General features: G+C 38.8%; 17 protein-coding genes, 1 tRNA gene and 2 pseudogenes. 16 read left to right on the forward strand and 4 right to left on the reverse strand.

Going from position 1 to position 19,673, the window contains the following annotated elements:
• Positions 1-13: 13 nt before the first annotated feature.
• The 14 genes and pseudogenes from ACU8V8_RS07215 (at position 14) to ACU8V8_RS07280 (ending at position 11,336) form a co-directional block, all read left to right on the forward strand.
• Positions 14-1,184: pseudogene (locus tag ACU8V8_RS07215) on the forward strand (MFS transporter).
• A gap of 91 nt (positions 1,185-1,275) precedes the next feature.
• Positions 1,276-2,091 (forward strand): 2,5-didehydrogluconate reductase DkgB, encoded by an 816-nt coding sequence (gene dkgB, locus ACU8V8_RS07220; RefSeq protein WP_446889298.1) that lies wholly within the window; start codon positions 1,276-1,278, stop codon positions 2,089-2,091.
• Positions 2,092-2,246: 155 nt separating this feature from the next.
• Entirely contained in the window at positions 2,247-2,936 is a 690-nt protein-coding gene (locus tag ACU8V8_RS07225; RefSeq protein WP_446889299.1) for a response regulator transcription factor, read from the forward strand.
• Positions 2,937-2,958: 22 nt separating this feature from the next.
• Positions 2,959-4,005 carry a histidine kinase sensor domain-containing protein gene (locus tag ACU8V8_RS07230; protein ID WP_446889604.1) on the forward strand — a complete coding sequence of 349 codons (1,047 nt, stop codon included), beginning with the start codon at positions 2,959-2,961 and terminating at the stop codon, positions 4,003-4,005.
• Positions 3,977-4,270 (forward strand): ATP-binding protein, encoded by a 294-nt coding sequence (locus tag ACU8V8_RS07235; RefSeq protein ID WP_446889300.1) that lies wholly within the window; start codon positions 3,977-3,979, stop codon positions 4,268-4,270. Before ACU8V8_RS07230 ends, ACU8V8_RS07235 begins: the two co-directional genes overlap by 29 nt.
• Before the next feature lie 89 nt (positions 4,271-4,359).
• Positions 4,360-6,495: a TonB-dependent receptor gene (locus tag ACU8V8_RS07240; protein ID WP_446889301.1), complete on the forward strand. Its 2,136-nt coding sequence runs from the start codon at positions 4,360-4,362 to the stop codon at positions 6,493-6,495.
• Between the two features lie 46 nt (positions 6,496-6,541).
• Positions 6,542-6,832 carry a hypothetical protein gene (locus ACU8V8_RS07245; protein WP_446889302.1) on the forward strand — a complete coding sequence of 97 codons (291 nt, stop codon included), beginning with the start codon at positions 6,542-6,544 and terminating at the stop codon, positions 6,830-6,832.
• A 1-nt stretch (position 6,833) separates the two neighbouring features.
• Positions 6,834-7,988, forward strand: coding sequence for a PepSY-associated TM helix domain-containing protein (locus ACU8V8_RS07250; protein WP_446889303.1), 1,155 nt, complete (start codon positions 6,834-6,836; stop codon positions 7,986-7,988).
• Between the two features lie 417 nt (positions 7,989-8,405).
• Positions 8,406-8,699: a DUF3325 family protein gene (locus ACU8V8_RS07255; protein ID WP_446889304.1), complete on the forward strand. Its 294-nt coding sequence runs from the start codon at positions 8,406-8,408 to the stop codon at positions 8,697-8,699.
• 215 nt (positions 8,700-8,914) lie between these two features.
• Positions 8,915-9,463, forward strand: coding sequence for an NAD(P)H nitroreductase (locus ACU8V8_RS07260; protein WP_446889305.1), 549 nt, complete (start codon positions 8,915-8,917; stop codon positions 9,461-9,463).
• 194 nt (positions 9,464-9,657) lie between these two features.
• On the forward strand, positions 9,658-10,035 hold the full coding sequence (locus tag ACU8V8_RS07265) for a hypothetical protein (RefSeq protein WP_446889306.1): 378 nt from the start codon (positions 9,658-9,660) through the stop codon (positions 10,033-10,035).
• A gap of 64 nt (positions 10,036-10,099) precedes the next feature.
• Positions 10,100-10,190: transfer RNA gene (locus ACU8V8_RS07270), tRNA-Ser, on the forward strand.
• Positions 10,191-10,238: 48 nt separating this feature from the next.
• Positions 10,239-10,625: a hypothetical protein gene (locus ACU8V8_RS07275; RefSeq protein WP_446889307.1), complete on the forward strand. Its 387-nt coding sequence runs from the start codon at positions 10,239-10,241 to the stop codon at positions 10,623-10,625.
• 93 nt (positions 10,626-10,718) lie between these two features.
• Positions 10,719-11,336: an FKBP-type peptidyl-prolyl cis-trans isomerase gene (locus ACU8V8_RS07280; protein ID WP_256826058.1), complete on the forward strand. Its 618-nt coding sequence runs from the start codon at positions 10,719-10,721 to the stop codon at positions 11,334-11,336.
• Between the two features lie 124 nt (positions 11,337-11,460).
• Here the strand turns inward: ACU8V8_RS07280 and ACU8V8_RS07285 are convergent, their stop codons facing one another.
• On the reverse strand, positions 11,461-13,863 hold the full coding sequence (locus ACU8V8_RS07285) for a TonB-dependent receptor (RefSeq protein WP_446889308.1): 2,403 nt from the start codon (positions 13,861-13,863) through the stop codon (positions 11,461-11,463).
• A gap of 146 nt (positions 13,864-14,009) precedes the next feature.
• Here ACU8V8_RS07285 and ACU8V8_RS07290 point away from each other — a divergent pair, with 146 nt between their 5' ends.
• Positions 14,010-14,537 carry a YaeQ family protein gene (locus ACU8V8_RS07290; protein ID WP_446889309.1) on the forward strand — a complete coding sequence of 176 codons (528 nt, stop codon included), beginning with the start codon at positions 14,010-14,012 and terminating at the stop codon, positions 14,535-14,537.
• 240 nt (positions 14,538-14,777) lie between these two features.
• Entirely contained in the window at positions 14,778-15,800 is a 1,023-nt protein-coding gene (locus tag ACU8V8_RS07295) for a GGDEF domain-containing protein (RefSeq protein WP_446889310.1), read from the forward strand.
• A gap of 32 nt (positions 15,801-15,832) precedes the next feature.
• On the opposite strand, the gene yfaE is transcribed toward ACU8V8_RS07295, so the two are convergent.
• From yfaE to nrdA, 3 genes and pseudogenes are all read right to left on the reverse strand, one after another.
• Positions 15,833-16,105 carry a class I ribonucleotide reductase maintenance protein YfaE gene (yfaE, locus tag ACU8V8_RS07300; protein WP_446889311.1) on the reverse strand — a complete coding sequence of 91 codons (273 nt, stop codon included), beginning with the start codon at positions 16,103-16,105 and terminating at the stop codon, positions 15,833-15,835.
• Entirely contained in the window at positions 16,105-17,235 is a 1,131-nt protein-coding gene (gene nrdB, locus ACU8V8_RS07305) for a class Ia ribonucleoside-diphosphate reductase subunit beta (protein WP_290208487.1), read from the reverse strand. The genes yfaE and nrdB overlap by 1 nt, the downstream gene beginning before the upstream one ends.
• Before the next feature lie 68 nt (positions 17,236-17,303).
• A pseudogene (gene nrdA, locus ACU8V8_RS07310) lies at positions 17,304-19,589 on the reverse strand (class 1a ribonucleoside-diphosphate reductase subunit alpha).
• Positions 19,590-19,673 lie beyond the last annotated feature (84 nt).

The raw sequence follows: 19,673 nt of genomic DNA on the forward strand, positions 1-19,673 counted from the left end.
TGAGGATTTTATTATGCCATTGGCATTATGGGCGCTTACTTTAAGCGCATTTGCAATAGAAACCAACCGAGTTTGTAATTGTCGGCTTAGTGCCAACAATCGCTAACGATTTAGCCGTGAGCCTGCCTTCTGCCGGACTGTTGGTGAGCTTGTATGCCTTAGGTGTTGCCATAGGGGCACCTGTATTAACTGCGCTTACAGGGCATTGGCAACGTAAAACTTTACTAGTTGCGTTAATGTCGTTGTTTATAGCTGGTAATGTACTCGCTTGGCTTGCACCTAGTTACGAAACACTTATTGTAGCAAGGATATTAACGGGACTGGCCCATGGTGTGTTTTTCTCTATTGGCTCTATGATAGCCACAAGTTTAGTAAGTAAAGATAAGGCAGCCAGTGCGATTGCAATTATGTTTACCGGGCTAACAGTAGCCTTGGTTACTGGAGTGCCGCTTGGTACCTGGATTGGTCAAGAATTTGGCTGGCGTAGTACATTTTTAGCTGTTTCATTACTGGGTTTTGTGGCGTTGGTGGGCAGCATCATATTAGTGCCAAATAATTTAGCTAAATCTGCGCCTGCACGGGTTAAGGATCAGCTGCAAGTATTACTTAAACCCCGTTTATTACTGGTGTATTTAATCACTATTTTAGGTTACGGCGGCACATTCACAGCATTTACTTACCTGGCACCCATTTTAGAGCAACAAGCCGGATTTAGTTCATCCTTCGTTGGTTTAATTATGTTGGGTTACGGTGTTTCCGTGGCTATTGGTAATATATATGGTGGTAAACTGGCGGATAAACATGGGCCTATTTCAGCATTAAAAGTGGTATTTATAGGTCTGACTGTGATTCTATTTGCACTGACATTTACTATGAATTCACCTTGGCTGATTGTTGCAACAGTGCTTATTTGGGGCGCATTTGCCTTTGGTAATGTACCCGGTTTACAGCTGTATGTAGTGAAAGTTGCTGAGCAAGATGCACCAAAAGCCGTTGATGTTGCGTCAGGGTTAAACATTGCGGCATTTAACGTAGGCATCGCATTGGGCTCAATAAGTGGTGGATTTGTAGTTGAGCATTTATCGTTACAAGATACAGCATGGATAGGTGCGCTTATTTGTTTGACTGCTTTAGCTGCGACATTTGTGGCCGGCCATATTGATAAATCAAAAACGGCTACTTAAGGGCACATTCAGTGATTGTTTGTCACCATGACATGAAATACATGTTTACGACCACAGTCACTTATTTAAATTAATGTTATAAGGAGATGTTATGACTCAGCACGTAATTGAAATGCCTGATTTAGGTGTAGGTACGTTCCGCTTAGAAGGTAAAACGGCCTATAACTCGGTAAGTATGGCGCTAGAAGTAGGGTTCAGGCATATAGATACAGCGCAAATATATGGCAATGAAGCGCAGGTAGGACAAGCTATACAAGACAGTAATATTGCCCGTGAAGAGTTATTTATTACGACCAAGGTATGGAACGATAAGCTAAATAAAGCGAGCTTTATCGACAGTGTCAAAGAAAGCTTAGCAAAGCTGCAGGTTGAACAAGTTGACCTATTATTGATCCACTGGCCTTCACCGAGTAATAGTGAGCCTATGAGTGAATACTTAACCGAGCTGAAGAAAGCCAAAGAGCTGGGGTTAACAAAACATATAGGCGTATCAAATTTCACCATTGCTAATTTGAAAGAAGCAATGCAAACACTTGATAGTCGTGAAATTTTCACTAACCAAATCGAAGTTCATCCTTACCTTACTAATACTAAGCTGCGTGCTTTTTGTCAGCAGCATGATATTCATGTAACAGCGTATATGCCGTTTGTAGTGGGTAAGGTACTTAAAGATGACACGGTACTCGATATTGCGAAAAAGCATAATGCATCGCCTGCCCAAGTTGTACTTGCGTGGATAAATGCCAATGGCATGACCACAATTCCATCATCTACTAAGCGTGAAAACCTAAAAGATAATTTTGATGATTCAGTTAAATTGGATAACGACGATATCGATCGTATTAATGCGCTCGATTGTGGCGATAGGCAAGCTAGCCCAGAGTTTTCGCCGCAATGGGATGAGTGAATTATAAAATAATCCCAGTCTAAAAACTCACATCTGAGCGCGGCGAAAAGCCGCGCTTTTTATTTTAAAGCCCTATGCCTTATTTACATCGCTAAGCGCAATGATTAATATAAAAATAATAGTAATTATCGTTTGTGTTAATTTTAGGTGCTCCAGTGGCGAAAATAAAAGTTTTATTAATTGAAGACGATAATATCTTAAATAATTATCTCACCGATCTATTGGTTAAATCAGGTTACTGTGTTGAGCAGTGTTTTGATGGTTCAACTGGGTTAGAAATAGCTCAACGTCAACAGCATCATCTTATTTTACTTGATAAAATGCTCCCTAAGTTAGACGGTGTATCACTTTTAAAAACACTGCGCGAAACCAGCCAACAGCCTGTTATTATGGTTTCAGCCAAAGGCGCTGAGGAAGAACGGATTTTAGGCTTAAGCCATGGTGCAGATGACTACGTTGCTAAACCATTTAACACCCAAGAACCGCTACTTAGAATTGAAAGCCTACTCAGGCGTAGTCAAATCAGCGTTCAGCCTCCTAATAGCCAAGTAGAAATAAGCATTGATGGCCTAATGCTGAATGCTGCCAAGCAAGTTATTAATGTAAATGGTGAAGAGCTTGAGTTCACACCTATACAGTTTAAATTGCTTTGGGAGCTTGTGTCGCACCAAAATCAAATAGTCAGCAAAGCAGACTTATATCAGGCGGTACTCAATAAAAAATTAGGCGCTTATGATCGCAGTATCGACATGCACTTGAGCCGAGTACGCAGAAAACTAACAGAAGCAAACTGGCTAGGAGAGCGCTTACAAACAGTACATGGTAAAGGATACTGCTTTAAATGAAGCGTAAATTACTTTGGAAGTTGTGCTTGATTATTGCTATAGGCTTGGTTGCTTTTTTTATGCATTAAGTGCTTTAACATCTAAAACAGAAGAAGGTATGAGCTTTATTGCAGATAAAGACCGGAATCAGTTGAAGGCATGGGGAAATCAGGTTGAGCAACTTTATCTATCTAATCAACATGATCAGTTAGAAGCTTTACTGGAATCAATAAGAACGACAGAAAATACCCGAGTTTCTGTTGTTCGTTTCAAAATAGAACATCTAGCGGGTGAAAAACCGGAAAAACACATCGTTGGAGCTTATCATTTTGGACGCAGTGTTGATTGGAAAATTCATCTATATTTTGAATACAATCCAATAATGGAGCTACCATTTAAAAGTAGTACTGGCAGTTTTTTGATCCAGTTACCAGAGCGAATGAGACCTGGAACATATTGGCGAACAACGCGACTTTTGATGCAAATAATTGCGCCTATGGCAGTATTAATTCTACTCTCTATCTTATTGTATAGACATATAATTACTCCATTAAAACAGTTAGATAAAGCCACTACAGCATTCAGTAAGGGTGATTTTGATGTAAGAGTTAGAAAGCATCTAGGTAGTCGAAATGACGAGTTATCTCATTTAGCCACCACATTTGATCAGATGGCAAGTCGTATAGGTCAGCTTATTTCAAATCAACGGCAACTGATTTCAGATCTATCCCATGAATTACGTACACCATTAACACGACTAGATATTGCAGTTGAGAGCTATGAAGAGAGAGAAAGCCAGTATCATTTAGATCGTATTGCGAGAGAATCACAACATATTCGTAAGTTGGTAGAAGATACGTTAACGTTAGCTTGGCTAGAAAATGAAGAACCTATTATTCAACAAGAAGACGTAGATTTGGTTGATTTGCTCGATGTGCTGACTGAGGATGCAAAATTTGAATTTCCAGACCGTAATATTTTATTAGATACACCAAGCAATGCTCTGATTCAAAATACTAGTCATAGAGCTCTGTGTCCAGCCATTGAAAATATAATTCGAAATGCGTTGCGTTATACACCAAAAAGGTAAATATGTTTGGGTTAAATTAACGCAGGCTAATGATTACTACTGTATTGAGATTATTGATCAAGGCCCTGGTATCCCTGAACAATATTTGGATCGGATCTTTAATCCATTTTTTCGTGTTGATAATTCTAGAATGGCTGAAAATGACAGCTTTGGCTTAGGCCTTGCCCTTGCAAAACGCCACCTGAATAGTATTAGGGGAACAGTCACGGCAAAAAATGAGACACTAGAAGGTCTATCTGTTGTGATAATGATTCCTATTTCTTAAATGTAACAATTGTAAAAGTCGTATCATTACTGATTGTAAATGGTAATAATTCTTAATTAATTATTTAACATTTAATTGAGACTCAGTTCATGCCATCTGTATTAAAAAGTCAAACGTTTGTAAAAACCAGTGTTGCCAGCGCAGTGCTTGCTTTGTGCTTTAATGCCAACGCAGTTACAGAGCCAGATTCAAAAAAAGAAAAGAAAATAGAAAAAATCACCGTTGTTGGCGCCACCACAAACTCAGAAATTACCCCTACAGAGCTTGAAAACTACCAAGCAAATGACCTAGCAGATATATTTCGTCATACACCATCAGTCACCGTTGGTGGCTCGCTAGGCATTGCACAAAAAATATTTGTACGCGGTATGGAAGATTCTATGGTGAATGTAACCGTAGATGGTGCGCCGCAAACCAGTACGCTATTTCATCATATTGGTCGTGTGGCGATTGAGCCTGAACTATTACAAAGCGTAGAAGTACAAGCCGGTGCGGGTGAAGCAACATCCGGTACGGGCGCTGTTGGCGGTGCGATACGTTTTAAAACCAAAAGCGCCGATAATTTACTTGCAGCAAATGAGCAGTTTGGTGGTATTGCCAAGGCCAGTTATTTCAGTAATGACGGCCATAAAGAAAGCCTTGCTTTATACGGTAAGTTAACTGATAAAGTGGGGGTTTTAGCCTCTTATGTAAACGTTAGCCGTGACAACATGGATGACGGTGATGGGGAAGAGTTACCGGGTACTGCTGCCGATCAAACCCTTGCATTTATAAAAGTAAACGCCGAACTGACAGAAAATCAAAACCTCTCAATAAGCTACGAAAATCGCAAAGAAGAAGGTGAGTTTGGCAAACAAACCAACTGGGCACCCCTTGAAACAGATCCGCTATTTATGTCGTGGGGAGAGCGCGAAACCATCGTTTTAAATCATGCGTGGTACTTAAATAGTTTAGTAAACTTGGAAACAACGATTTACCAAACTGAGTCGTCATTTAAACGTGAGCTTTATACTTGGGATGCATCAATAAAAACAACGGGTTTTGATATCCGCAATACCAGTGATTTAGGTATGCATACTTTAACTTACGGTATAGAACAGAAAGTTGATAAAGTGCATGCACAGTCTTATGAAGACTTTGGTGGGATTTTTGATGAAGAAGGCACAGTGACTGGTGTATATATTCAAGACCATTGGCAATTAAGCGATGCTCTATTACTTAGCTTTGGTGCGCGTTATGACGCGTATGAACTTGATCACAGTGGTGTTGAAGTTAGCTGGGTGCAAGTTGATGGTAACTGGATTGTTGAAACCGATGCCAGTGGTGCGCCTGTAACAACCTCAGATGAATTCTCAACAGATAAGCAAGATGGAGTCAGTGGCAACATCGGTTTTGAGTACAGCTTTACAGAATCATTAAAGCTATCTGCTGGGTATGCGCAAGCGCTTAGAGGTAGACAAGTAGCTGATGCCTTTACTGTGGGCGAGCTAAAACCAAATCAAGACTTATCACCTGAAGAGGTTGATAACACTGAACTTGGCTTAGTCTATAACGACGGTACATGGTTGTTTGAAGCATCACTGTACTTAAGTGTAATTAATGATCTGGTGTTTGATAAATTTAAAGGCCGTGAAGGCGTATTTTACGAAAACATAGGTGATTTAGAAACCAAAGGCCTTGAACTTGTTTCAGGTTATCAAGGTGATAATTTCGATGTCATTGTAAGTTACAGCCATAACGATGTTGAATTAAATAACGCTTCCTTTGTATGGCCTGATGCCAATGATGCCTCTGGTTACAGCACGGTTAATATTGATGGTATTGAGATGGCCGCTTACGAGTACGGCGGGTTAGGTAACGCGATTGGCGATTCAATCAATGTTAACTTTAATTACCATGTGAATGAGCAAATTAAGTTTGGTTTAAACTATAACCATGTTGCGAGCCTCAATGACATTGAAGTATTCCACCGTTCGATCGAATTGGGTTGGATGAGCAAGCTAGAGACAATCAATAAACCAGGATACGATTTATTTGATGCCTATGTAACCTACGAGCCACTTACAAACCTAAGATTTGATTTATCAGTACAAAACTTACTTGATGAATCATACCGTAGTCACGGTAGTGTTGCTGATTATGGTCACATCCCAGGTTACGAAGGTGTAGTTGGAATTAAAGAGCCTGGGCGTGATGTTCGCCTGAGTGTGTCGTATAAATTTTAACTGCGGAATTAGTTAGGTGCTTTAATAAAGCACCTAACTTATATAAATGAATCTTACAAAAAAACATCTTAACGCATTTAATGTAACTGCTCGCGTGCTTATTGCGTTAGTCGGCGGTTATTTTGTATCAATGTATGGCGCTATCATTATTGGCAATCATCTGCTTAGCGATAAAACAAACAGTATCATTACAGGATTAATGTTTAGCTTTATTTTGTACCTTATCACTGTGTTATTTGTGTTTGCCACTAAAACCACTTTACGTGCTTTTCTCGTCGTATTCGGTTTATGCCTAGTACTTAATACATTTAATTACTATTTGCAGGGGCCGCAGTAGTATGAAACCGCGATTTAGACAAACCATGAACTGGCTACATACGTGGTCAGGCTTTGTATTTGCTTGGTTATTATTTTTTATTTTTGTAACTGGCACCGTGGGTTATTTCGAAAATGAAATAGACCGATGGATGAAGCCAGAAATAGCCATTGTCAATGAACCTATTGATGATTTAACTATACTCAATAAGGCGCAGCAACAACTCACCGCCAATGCACAAGGCGCTGCTCAGTGGTACATTAGTTATCCTTCAACGCGTGATCCATATATTGATATTTCATGGTTACAACCAGCAAATAAAGAGACCGGGACACGTAGGCAATGGCATGAAAAAAACCTTGCACCTAATACCGGTGAGCTTATAACCACCAGAGCAACCAGCGGCGGTGAAACACTATACCGACTGCACTATAACTTACATTATGTGCCGATTGTTGTCGGGTATTTGGTTACTAGTTTGGCAACGATGCTGATGCTGATTGGTTTAGTCACTGGGGTGATTATTCATAAAAAAATATTCATCGAATTTTTTACCTTTCGTGCCAACAAGGGGCTACGGAGCTGGCTTGATATTCATAACATTTTTAGTGTGTTGCCACTGCCTTTTCACTTGATGATTACCTACAGCGGACTTATTTTATTAATGGGCGTGTCATTTGCGCCTGTGGTTGATGCAACCTATGGTGAAGGCAAAAAAATGCACCGCCAGTTATATGATGAAACACAAGCCGAAAACACGACAAAGAAAATCATAGATATATCAGCACATGAACTATCCCTTGAAGCTGCATTAGTTGATGCAAAATCACGTTTTGAAAACCAAGCGGTTAGTTATTTAGGTTTAATAGACCGTAACACCGCGCAACCTGGATTTGAAGTATGGTTTGATGCAGAACAAGGTATTGAGTTTGCAACATTAATTACCTACCGGGTGGTAGATAACCAAGTTCAAATAGAACAAGCCATAGGTAAAAAGTACAGCGCAGCAAAAGTGTATGATGTACTAGAACATTTACATGAAGGACTATTTGCTGATGTCTATTTAAGATGGTTGTATTTTTTATCAGGTTTACTAGGTGCCGGTATGATTGCGACGGGCATGATTATTTGGGTGCAAAAGCGAAAAAGCAACAATCTAGATTTATCAATATTCTAGATAAGCTTAACGCCGCAGTGGTTGTTGGCCTACCCATCGCTATCGCAGGGTACTTTTGGGCTAACCGCTTATTACCTGTAGAAATGGCAAATCGAGCTGCATGGGAGATGCATAGTTTATTTATTGTATTTGCCCTGTGTGCTTGCTTTTGTGTGCTGCAAACAGCGAAGCAGGCTTGGCAAAGAATGTTGTGGTTGGCAGCCTCCATTTTCGCCCTAGTGCCGCTCGTTAATATGCTGACAACAGAGCACAACTTAATAGTGAGCTTTCAAAACAGTGACTGGCTAATGTTTGGGTTTGATTTAACTATGTTGGCATTCGCTGGGGGGTTGCTTTTGCGGCGGTTGTGTTGCAAAAGCGAAATGCTATTGGCGCTTCAAACACACATATAAAGCAAACAGCAAAAGGTATTTAACTATGTTGATATTACTACAAATAACACTGCAACTATTGGGCTTTATACTACTGAGTTTATCATTACAACGCCATTATAATGATATAGTTAGCCAAAGGCAGCAATTAAAAAAACGCAGTTGTATACTGTTAAGGTTCATAGGCTTTACATTGCTGGTGGTTGCAACGGCTAAAGCAATAAGTATGTGGGGTATCGCACTTGGCTTAGTGTATGCTTTTGCAACCGCAACACTGGTAGCAACTACATTAGCTATTTTATTCGCTTACGTTACAAGATTAAAGGCAATGCTTGAGTAATTAATAGGTTACTCGCACTACAAGAATATTATTTTATTGAGACCCATACCTCGGCGTCGTTAATAATTATTTAAAGAGCCTCATTTGAGGCTTTTTTGCATTCTGGCTCTAAAATTTAAACGTATTGTGTTGATAACTTATTTATGATGTTACTAACGTCTATACTTCAATAAATCATCAATGGTATGCTACATTTTTTACCTTTGAGAATGACTATGGATGCTATTGAGCTTTTATTAACCCGACAATCCGACCCTCGTTTAATACAGCCCGCTCCGAATGATGAACAATTAGCCATTATTAAACAAGCTGCACTACGTGTGCCCGATCATGGTTGTATCGCTCCGTGGCAATTCATCATTGTAGAAGGTGAAGGACGTGATCGCTTAGGTGAAATATATTATAAAAGCGCTGTTACAGAGCAACAAGATGAAAAAGTGATTTCACGGGCGAAGGAACCACCTCTACGCGCACCGATGATCATTATTGCTATTGCTAAATACCAACAACACCCGAAAGTCCCCCGAATAGAGCAAGTACAAAGTGCTGGATGTGCCGTTTTAGCAATGCAGCAAGCTGCATTTGCGCAGGGCTTAGGCGGTGTTTGGCGTACAGGTTACTTTGCTCAAAGTGAGCAGGTTAAAGCACAATTGAAGCTAAATAAGTTAGACGAGATAGTGGGTTATTTATATTTAGGTACTCCTGAGGTTGATTGTAAAAAAGCGGTAAAACATAAACCTGAACACTTTTTCACAAATTTATAATAGACAAATGAACTTTGTATATATTTCACAGTCATACTCTATTAAGCCAGCAACTGATAAGTTGGTATCAGTTGCATACTGTGAGAAGTGCTAGGAGGCAATTTCTTTTATTCTTCTTCAGTCTGTTTTTTAATCTGTTGTTTTTTGTTACTGTATGGAATGTCTTAACAATAACAATAAAGAAGACGAGAACAATGGGAAATTTATTTTTACGCGAAAAAGAAAAATGGCTAACCTGGTCGCTATGGGGGTTAGTTGGTGCTGTGGTCACTCTCTACACGGCTTTTAGTACGCAAGCCCCTCATTTAGTAGCCATTTCCTCAATCTCAATTTTAGTTGTACTTACATGGTGGATGCAGCGCACACGTCGTTTTGATTTTGGTCGTGCATTTAAAGTGTGTTTTTATGTATTAATGTTGAGTATTCTACCTGCATTTATATTAGTGATCATGCCAAGTGATGATCTGAATAAGTTTGACCTGATATTTCAATGTTTAAGTTTTACCACATTGAGTTTATTAGTATGTTTGGTTTGTTCGTGGATTGCTAAACGTCCTAAGCAATACTACTAATTTGCTCTTTTTCATCAATAGGGCTTTACAATCAACTCAGTAACACCTATTATGCGCGCCGTACGGAGAGATGGCAGAGTGGTCGAATGCACCGGTCTTGAAAACCGGCATGGGTTTGTAGCCCATCTAGGGTTCAAATCCCTATCTCTCCACCATATTTAAAAAGCCGCCTTATGGGCGGCTTTTTGCTATCTGGAGTTTATATGTCTGAGCCTCGTCAATTAAATACATTACAACGCTTACTAAAGCACAGCTTGTTGTGGATTGTATTTGCATATTGTTATCACAGTGCCATAAATTTACTCGTAAAAATGGCTATTGATGCCCAACCTGATGCCGTATTTGTTAGTTCATTATTATATTGCTTAGGCTTTAATGTGTTAACTGCACATTTGATAACCAAATACGACAAGTATTGGCCGGTGATAGGGGCCTGTGTGATTGGCGTTGTGGGGTTAATTTTAGTGCCAATTATATTGGTAGGGACTCATGCATTACTTAGTCGGGAGTTGCTTGCAGGTATTTTAATCAGCTTACCGATATTTACCCTAATAATGGGTAACGTTAAGCAAAAACTCCATAAAAACTAAGCCCAAAAGGGCTTTTTTTTATGATAGCATAGGCGCGTCTTTTAACTGGTATCAGTGCAGGCTCGGCTGGTACAAACAAACGTGAAACACATTATGTCAGATAATTTTACTACAGATGCTGAAAAAGCAAGTTACGGTATTGGCTTACAGATGGGTGAGCAACTTAAAGCGAATCCTTTTGAAGGTCTAAACTTAAATTCAGTATTTGAAGGCATGAAAGATGCTTATGCCGGCGGCGAATTCCAAGTTGAAATTCCTGAAATCCAAGCTGCATTTGAAAAAATCAACACTGAAATTCAAGCTCGTCGTGAAGAAGAAGCAAAAGTACTTTCTGCTGAAGGTATCGCATTTTTAGAAGAAAATGCTAAACGTCCAGAAATCACAGTAACTGAGTCAGGTCTTCAATACGAAGTACTTGCAACAGGTGAAGGCGAAAAGCCAACAGCTGAGTCTACAGTACGCGTTGATTACCACGGTACTCTTATCAACGGTACAGTATTTGATAGTTCTTACGAACGTGGTCAGCCTGCTGAATTCCCAGTTGGTGGCGTTATTAAAGGTTGGACAGAAGCATTACAAATGATGCCTGTTGGTACTAAATGGCGCATCTATGTTCCTCATGAGCTTGCTTATGGCGAACGCGGTGCCGGTGCTGCAATCGCACCTTTCTCAACACTTGTATTTGATGTTGAGTTACACGCTATTCTTTAATAGCTGTCACTGAGCTAAATAAAGTTCGATGATATAAAAAACCACGCTTATTCATTTTAGCGTGGTTTTTTTATATTCAAAGAACAGTAACTCAACTACATAGTTATAGATGAGTTACTTATAATCAGAAATATCCGCGAACACCAATTTTAAAGTTACGGCCAGGTAAAGGAGCTTTTTCTTTAATAAATGAGCTGTGCACAAAACCAAGTTCATCAGTTATGTTGTCAACGTTAATATAAAACTCTGAATCAACAGGCCCTACACTTAATTGATAATTTGCCTGAGCATCAAATAAGGTATAGCTCTGTGTTGTTGTTTCATAATCAGTAATATCATTTTGCTCAAAATAATGAGTGCCAGTGAGTGTAAATTGCCAATCACTAAGCGTATATTGTAACTCTGAGCCTAATTTATTAGCCGGTATTCTTGGCAAGTTTTCATCATTTTTAAGTTTTGCTGTTGTTGAATCACCAAACACTTTAACCATTGCGTTTGCGTTCACCTGGTAGTGAGCATCAAATTCGATACCGTAAAGCTCTGCATCTTTACTTACAAATTGATATACCGCTATGCTTTCTTCGTGATCATCATTGTTTAGTTCAAAACCATGCTCTTCATCATAAACGAGCCCTGTATTTTGTTGAAAGTAAAAGTTTTCAATATCGTTATAGAATAAATTAACAGTGTAACCGAAGTCTCCGCTGAAACGTCTAAAACTTAAATCAAGATTGGTCGACGTTTCTTGTTTAATGTCTTGTGGCTTAAAATGCGCTTCACCATCTTCAATGACATAACCTAAGCCAAGTTCATACGTACCTGTTGCAATATGTAGCCCGTTTGATAACAGCTCTGCAGACAGTGGTGCACGCTCTGAATGTGATGCACTTAGAGCAATACTTTGACCTGGTGTATATTGCCAAATAGCGCCAGCAGATATACTTAAGTTAGTAAAGCTTTTGCTGTAGGCGGTTATTTCATCGTGTTCTTCTTCAGCTTCTTCATGCTCTTCATGCTCATGGTCATGGTCATGGTCATGGTCGTCGTGTGCTGCAATATTACTGTCAATGTTGTAATCTTCTAAACGGGCACCTAACTCAACCGTGACATCACCAAATTGTTGCTCTTCTAAAATAAAAACAGCATGGCTCGTTGTTTGACTAGCTGGCGTAAAGGCTTCTTCGCCATCGGCATCGTAGTCAGAATCGCTAAAGTGGTATCCTGCCATTCCATGCCAGTTACCAAATTGATGTTCGATATTTAAACGCGCTTCAGTTGTTTTATTTTTAAAGGTTGTACCAATAACACCGTCTTCAATTTCACTATGTTGATAATCAGTGTAACCTAAGCGTAAGTTAATCGTTTCAATCCAATTATTGTGCAGTGCGTAACTCATTAGGCCTTGCCAACGGTCTTGCTCTACACTGGCATAGACAGATTCATCTTCATCATGCTCTTCTTCATGAGCTTCATCATCATGATCATGACCAATATGCTCATGCGCAGGAATACCATAATCGGTATCGATACGGCCATAAGCGACACCCAGGGTTAAATGCTCACCAACATAGCTAGTACCAAAATTAACTGTTTGGCTATCAATAAAGGTGTTCTCTACAGAAGTTGCTGTTTCGTGGGCTTCTTCTTCATGATCGTGTTCATCATGTTCTTCTTCTGGCAGCTCAAATTCAGGCGTTTGGTAATCATCACCAGTACGCTTGGTTCCATCAAAGTGGAAGTTAAAGTTGTTATGACCTGTTTCGAGCTTTGCGGCATAAGTATTGGCATTTGATACTGTGTCGTGGCTATATTCTGCAGCACCAGTAAATTGTTCAATATTGTCAGTAGGTATTCGGTTATCAACCACATTTACCACACCGCCAATGGCACCTGAACCATAAAGTAAAGTGGCTGGGCCTCTAAGTACTTCAATTTGCTCGGCAGAAAGAGTGTCATTGGAGGTTGCGTGATCTGGACCAATGCGTGATGCATCGCTGCTATCTAGCCCATTTTGAGTAATTTTAACACGTGGACCGTCTAAGCCACGGATAATAGGGCTTGATGACACTGGGCCAAAGTAGCTGGCATTAACACCAGGAATGCCTTTTAGCGTTTCACCAAGTGTTGGCTTTGATTTGTTTTTTAGTTCATCACCTGACAATACACTCACTGGTGAAATCATCTCTAAACTATTCTTGTGTAAAGCAGATGCATAAACAACGACAGTTTCTACAGATGTGGGCGTTAAAGTCACGTTTACAGTTGAATTGGTTTCATTTACGTTAACACGTGCATCAAGGTAGTTATTTTTACTGATATGCAATTGACTGTTGGCATCGATATCAATAGTAAAGTTACCTTCGTTATCTGTTTTTATAGACTGCGTTTTGCCATGTATGTGAACAACTGCATTAGCTATTGGTTGATTATTAGGATTTACAACATGACCATTTACAGTTGCAGCATGGACAGAGTAAGAGCTAAGCGCTGTAATGATCGCAGCAGAAAGAATTGAATATCGGTTCATAATTACTACATTATTTGATTGTGATGTTGTGATATAATGTAACATAAGTATATTGATTTATCAATAATGTTATACCATAACTTTGATATGCCAGTTTAGTTATTTTCAACTATACTTATGATTCGCTCACTGCTGGAGTCATGAAAATGACTGACAAAAGCCGTATATTTAAAGCACGATTTACCATTGCTGATTTACGCCAACAACGAAATCATCGTGAAGTATTTACTACGTCACTGACTAAAAATGAAACACTTGAGCATTTCATATTAAAACTATTGGGTTACAGTTTTTTGTCATATGATAAATCTGCGCAAATAAATAATTTTTCTGATAAATATAGACCAGATGTATCTGTAAAAGCGCTAAATGAACACTATACAAAATGGTTAAGTGTTGATAAGCCAGATTTACAACGCATGCTTAAGGCTGCAAAAGTCGTGGATGAATTTATTATTTTAACAACGGCCCAAAGTGAGTGGTTAAATCAGGCAAAGCCCCAATTAAGATTATTACCTAACAGCCATTTAATTGAAATTGATAAACAGTTTATAGATCAGCTCAAAGCACATTTAACAAGAAACCTTGATTGGGATATTACTATTGATCAAAACTGTGTGAGTATTAGTGATGATCGTTATTTTTATCATACTCAAGAGTTCGTATGGCATTAATAACTCAAGCTAATATTAAATAGTAAAATGAGTCATTTCTATATTGTTGAATTAAAACACTGAGTGCTTCAATCGCTACACTTATATTTATTTGCCTGTAATATATGGTGTGTTTAAGTAGGTCGGTTTGTAAGAGGGCGAATAAGTGCAGAGTTACGTATTTACGAGGACAGTGCATAAACGTTCAAATTATGGGTAAACTGTAGTTATTGTATAACTTTAGGGGTAGTAAAGTAGCAAATGATAAAGTATTCAGATCAAAGTGAAAGAAAATTAATTATAAAATCTTTTGCATTTACCGGCTCTATTGCAACTACAGTGATGTCATTTTTTGCAATTATTGATGCCAATTATCCATTATTTTTAAGTTTAGTTATTGCTTCAAGCTTATTTATGGTTCCATGTTTTATTAACAATAACGACCGACTTTCATCCAGTATTTTATTATACACCTTGTTTATATTAATGTTATTTTTGGTGTATTCGGGAGGAAGCCATGGTACAGGGCCCATTTGGATTTTTATAGTCTCTCCTGTCACTTTCTTCATGCGAGGGCTGCGCAAAGGTCTTATAGACATAACTATTTTTATTTTAGCTGTGATGGTTGCCTTTGTGATAGCACATAACTTTAATGGTTATCAATATAACTCACCAGAATTACTTTCTCGGATAATATTATCTTTTATTGTGGTTGCTTTATTAAGTGGCTTTTATGAGTATTTTCGTGAGAGTTATAGCCGCAAGTTGATACAACTAGCAAAAACTAATGAGATTCTAGCGACTACGGATCCTCTTACCTCACTGCCTAACCGTCGATACACCATGGAACGTTTGTACGAAGAAAAATTGCTAAGTGATAAATCAAATGCGTCGTTATCAATTATGATCTTTGATGTTGATGATTTTAAAAAAATCAATGATAAATATGGCCACCAAGCTGGGGATTTAGCTCTCATACATCTAGCTGATACTTTTCGTAAATTTGCTAGAGCAAAAGATATTTTCTGTCGCTGGGGCGGTGAAGAGTTTTTGTGTGTACTACCACAAACGAATGTTGATGGGGCTATTGTGTTGGCCAAACGTATTCAGCAAGACTTGCTTGCACAGCCAATTAGTGTCGAGCAGGAAAAGATTAACTTATTTGTAAGCGTGGGTGTGAGTGAAGTTATTGGTACAGATAGTATCGACCAGGCAATAAAAAAAGCAGATGAAAATTTGTATTTAGCTAAGAGTACAGGTAAAAATAAAGTGTGTAGTGCATAAACCTCAGACATTATCTGATCATCTTATTTGTACTATTCTACAGCTATCGTTATATCGCCGTCGGGTTTACAACAGCAAAGCAATACTTCACCTTCACGGACAAACGCGAGGGGTTCTTGGTTATATATGATGCTGCCTTTGGTTAATTTCACTCTACAGGCCCCACAATATCCTTCACGACATTGATATGACACTGTTAGTTTATTCTGTTCGAGGCAATCTAAAAGAGAAGGGCAGCCAGAATCAAAGCTAACATTCTGGCTGCTATCTGTAAGGTCAACCCTTACAGTTTTACTATCAGGCATTACAGATCAAAATCACCAAAGTCAGACGCATCAACTTGCGAATCTATTTGACCAACCAGATAAGAGCTGATCTCGGCTTCTTGTGGCGCTACTTGAACATTATCAGAAACCAACCAAGAGTTTATCCACGGGATTGGGTTACTGTTATTAGCAAATTGTGTTGGCAGGCCAACAGCACTCATGCGTGCATTGGTGATGTACTCTACATATTGGCAAAGAATGTCTTTGTTAAGACCAATCATTGAACCATCTTTGAAAAGATATTCAGCCCATTCTTTTTCTTGCTCGGCGGCATCAACAAACATTTTTATAGCTTCATCTTTACATTGTGCTGCGACAATAGCCATTTCAGGATCATCTTTACCATCTTGCATAATATTTAAAATATGCTGAGTGCCAGATAAATGCAATGCTTCATCACGGGCTATGAGCTTAATGATTTTTGCATTACCTTCCATAAGTTCGCGCTCTGCAAATGCAAATGAACAAGCAAAACTAACGTAAAAACGAATTGCTTCTAAAATATTAACTGACATCATGGCAAGGTATAACAACTTCTTCAGCTCAAATAAGCTAATGTGTACTGTTTCACCATTTAACTCATGTTTGCCTTCACCGTAAAGGTTGTAGATAGCCACCTTGTTGATCAGTTCATCATAATATTTAGTCACCGCATCAGCACGTTCGCTAATTTTATCGTTACTCACAATATCATCAAAAATGAGCTCAGGTGATTGTGTCACATTACGAATAATATGTGTGTATGAGCGGCTATGAATTGTTTCACTGAACGCCCATGTTTCAATCCACGTTTCAAGCTCTGGGATTGATACAATAGGTAATAAAGCAACATTTGGAGAACGGCCTTGAACACTATCAAGTAACGTTTGGTATTTTAAGTTACTTAAAAATATATGTTTTTCGTGATCTGGCAGTGCTTGAAAGTCTAAACGATCTTTACTTACATCTACTTCTTCAGGGCGCCAAAAGAAAGATAACTGCTTCTCGATTAACTTTTCAAAAATAGGATACTTTTGTTGATCATAACGAGATACGTTAACTGTTTGGCCGAAAAACATCGGTTCTTGTAATTGGTTATTATGGTTTCGGCTAAAAGTAGTATAAGACATAGGTTCACTCAAAAAAACTAACAGGGCAAAGCAGGCATGAAGCCCGCTGTCATTTTATTTAAATATTTTTATATTTTACACGCACCGCCTGCGCAATCGTCATCTTCTACTTGCGGAGCAAGCTCATCTTGTGAATCTGATGCACCGTCGCGGGTGTTGTGGTAATACAAGGTTTTTACGCCAAGCTTATAAGCAGCAAGCAAGTCTTGCAGTAATACCTTCATAGGTACTTTACCACCTTCAAACTTATTTGGATCATAATTTGTATTTGCTGAGATAGTTTGATCAACAAACTTTTGCATAATACCCACAAGTTGCAAATACCCTTGGTTTGAAGGAATATCCCATAATAACTCATAGTTATCTTTCAAGCGGTCATACTCAGGTACAACTTGTTTTAAAATACCATCTTTACTTGCTTTAACACTGATATGACCACGTGGTGGCTCAATACCATTAGTTGCGTTTGATATTTGTGATGAAGTCTCTGACGGCATCAAGGCTGAAAGCGTTGAGTTACGCATACCGTGCTCTTTAATATTGGCACGTAATGTATCCCAATCTAAATGCAGTGGCTCATCACAGATTTTATCTAAGTCTGTTTTGTACGTATCAGTGGGCATTATACCTTGTGAGTACGTTGTTTCATTGAACTTAGGACATGCACCGCGTTCTTTTGCAAGCTCATTTGACGCTTTCATTAGGTAATATTGAATTGCTTCAAATGTTTTGTGGGTAAGTGCATTGGCACTGCCATCTGAGTAACGCTTGCCATTTTTAGCAAGGTAATAAGCATAGTTAATAACACCTATACCCAGTGTACGACGGCCCATCGTTGCATTTTTAGCTGCAGGCACAGGATAATCTTGGAAATCAAGTAAGTTATCTAGTGCACGTACTGCAAGTTCAGCAAGCTCTTCTAATTCATCAAGTGACTCAATAGCACCTAAGTTAAAGGCCGAAAGAGTACATAATGCAATTTCACCTTCTTCATCATTTACGTTATTAAGCGGTTTAGTTGGTAATGCGATTTCTAAACATAAGTTAGATTGACGGATCGGCGCAACTTTAGCAATAAATGGGCTGTGCGTATTACAATGATCAACATTTTGTAAATAAATACGGCCAGTGCTAGCACGCTCTTGGGCAAACATTGAAAATAGCTCGATTGCTTTTATACGCTTTTTACGAATTGATTCGTCTTGCTCATATTGAACATATAAACGATCAAATTCGTTTTGATCTTCAAAAAATGCATCGTATAAACCAGGCACATCAGACGGGCTGAACAACGTAATGTAATCATCTTTGATCAGACGCGCATACATTAGTTTATTAAATTGTACGCCGTAATCTAAGTGACGAACACGGTTATCATCAACACCACGGTTATTTTTAAGTACTAATAAGTTTTCTACTTCTAGATGCCATAATGGGTAGAATAACGTTGCTGCACCACCACGAACCACCGCCTTGCGAACAACTTTTAACAGCGGTTTGAAAGTGTTTATAAAATGGGATACAACCCGTATGGTAAGCTTCACCATTGCGAATAGGGCTGCCAAGTGCACGAATACGACCTGCATTAATACCAATACCTGCACGTTGCGATACGTACTTAACAATGGCAGAAGAAGTGGCATTGATAGAATCTAAGCTGTCACCACACTCAATCAGTACACATGAGCTGAATTGACGTGTTGGTGTACGTACCCCGCCATAATTGGCGTTGGTAATGAAATTTTAAACATTGATACCGCATCATAAAAACGCTTGATGTAATCTAAACGTGTTTCTTTTGGGTAATCCGAGAACAAACTTGCCGCAACCAGAATATATAAAAATTGTGCACTTTCGTAAATTTCACCCGTTACACGGTTTTGTACTAAATACTTGCCTTCTAGCTGCTTCACTGCTGCGTAGCTGAAGTTTAAATCTCGGCTATGATCGAGGTAGTTATCTAGCTCGTCAATTTCTTGCTCTGTGTAATCAACCAGTAGATGCGCATCATATCGCTTATCTTCTACTAACTTAGTAATGTGATCATATAAACGCGGTGGCTCAAATTGGCCATACGCTTTTTTACGTAGATGGAATACAGCTAAACGAGCCGCTAAGTATTGATAATCCGGGCTGTCTTTAGATATTTGATCAGCGGCAGCTTTGATAATTGTTTCATGGATATCTTCAGTGCGAATACCATCATAAAACTGAATATGCGACTTTAACTCTACTTGAGAAACAGAAACGTTATTTAAACCTTCGGCGGCCCACTCAATAACGCGATGAATTTTATCAAGATCAAGTGACTCTTTACGGCCGTCACGTTTGCTTACAGATAGCTGTTGGTTCATAGTTTTGCCTGTATTCCTTGGGAAATATAGTCTTAGAAAATTATTATTCTAGTTATAAAGTTAAAAGCGAATTTAATTGAATAA

The organism is Pseudoalteromonas sp. SaAl2, from assembly GCF_052947895.1.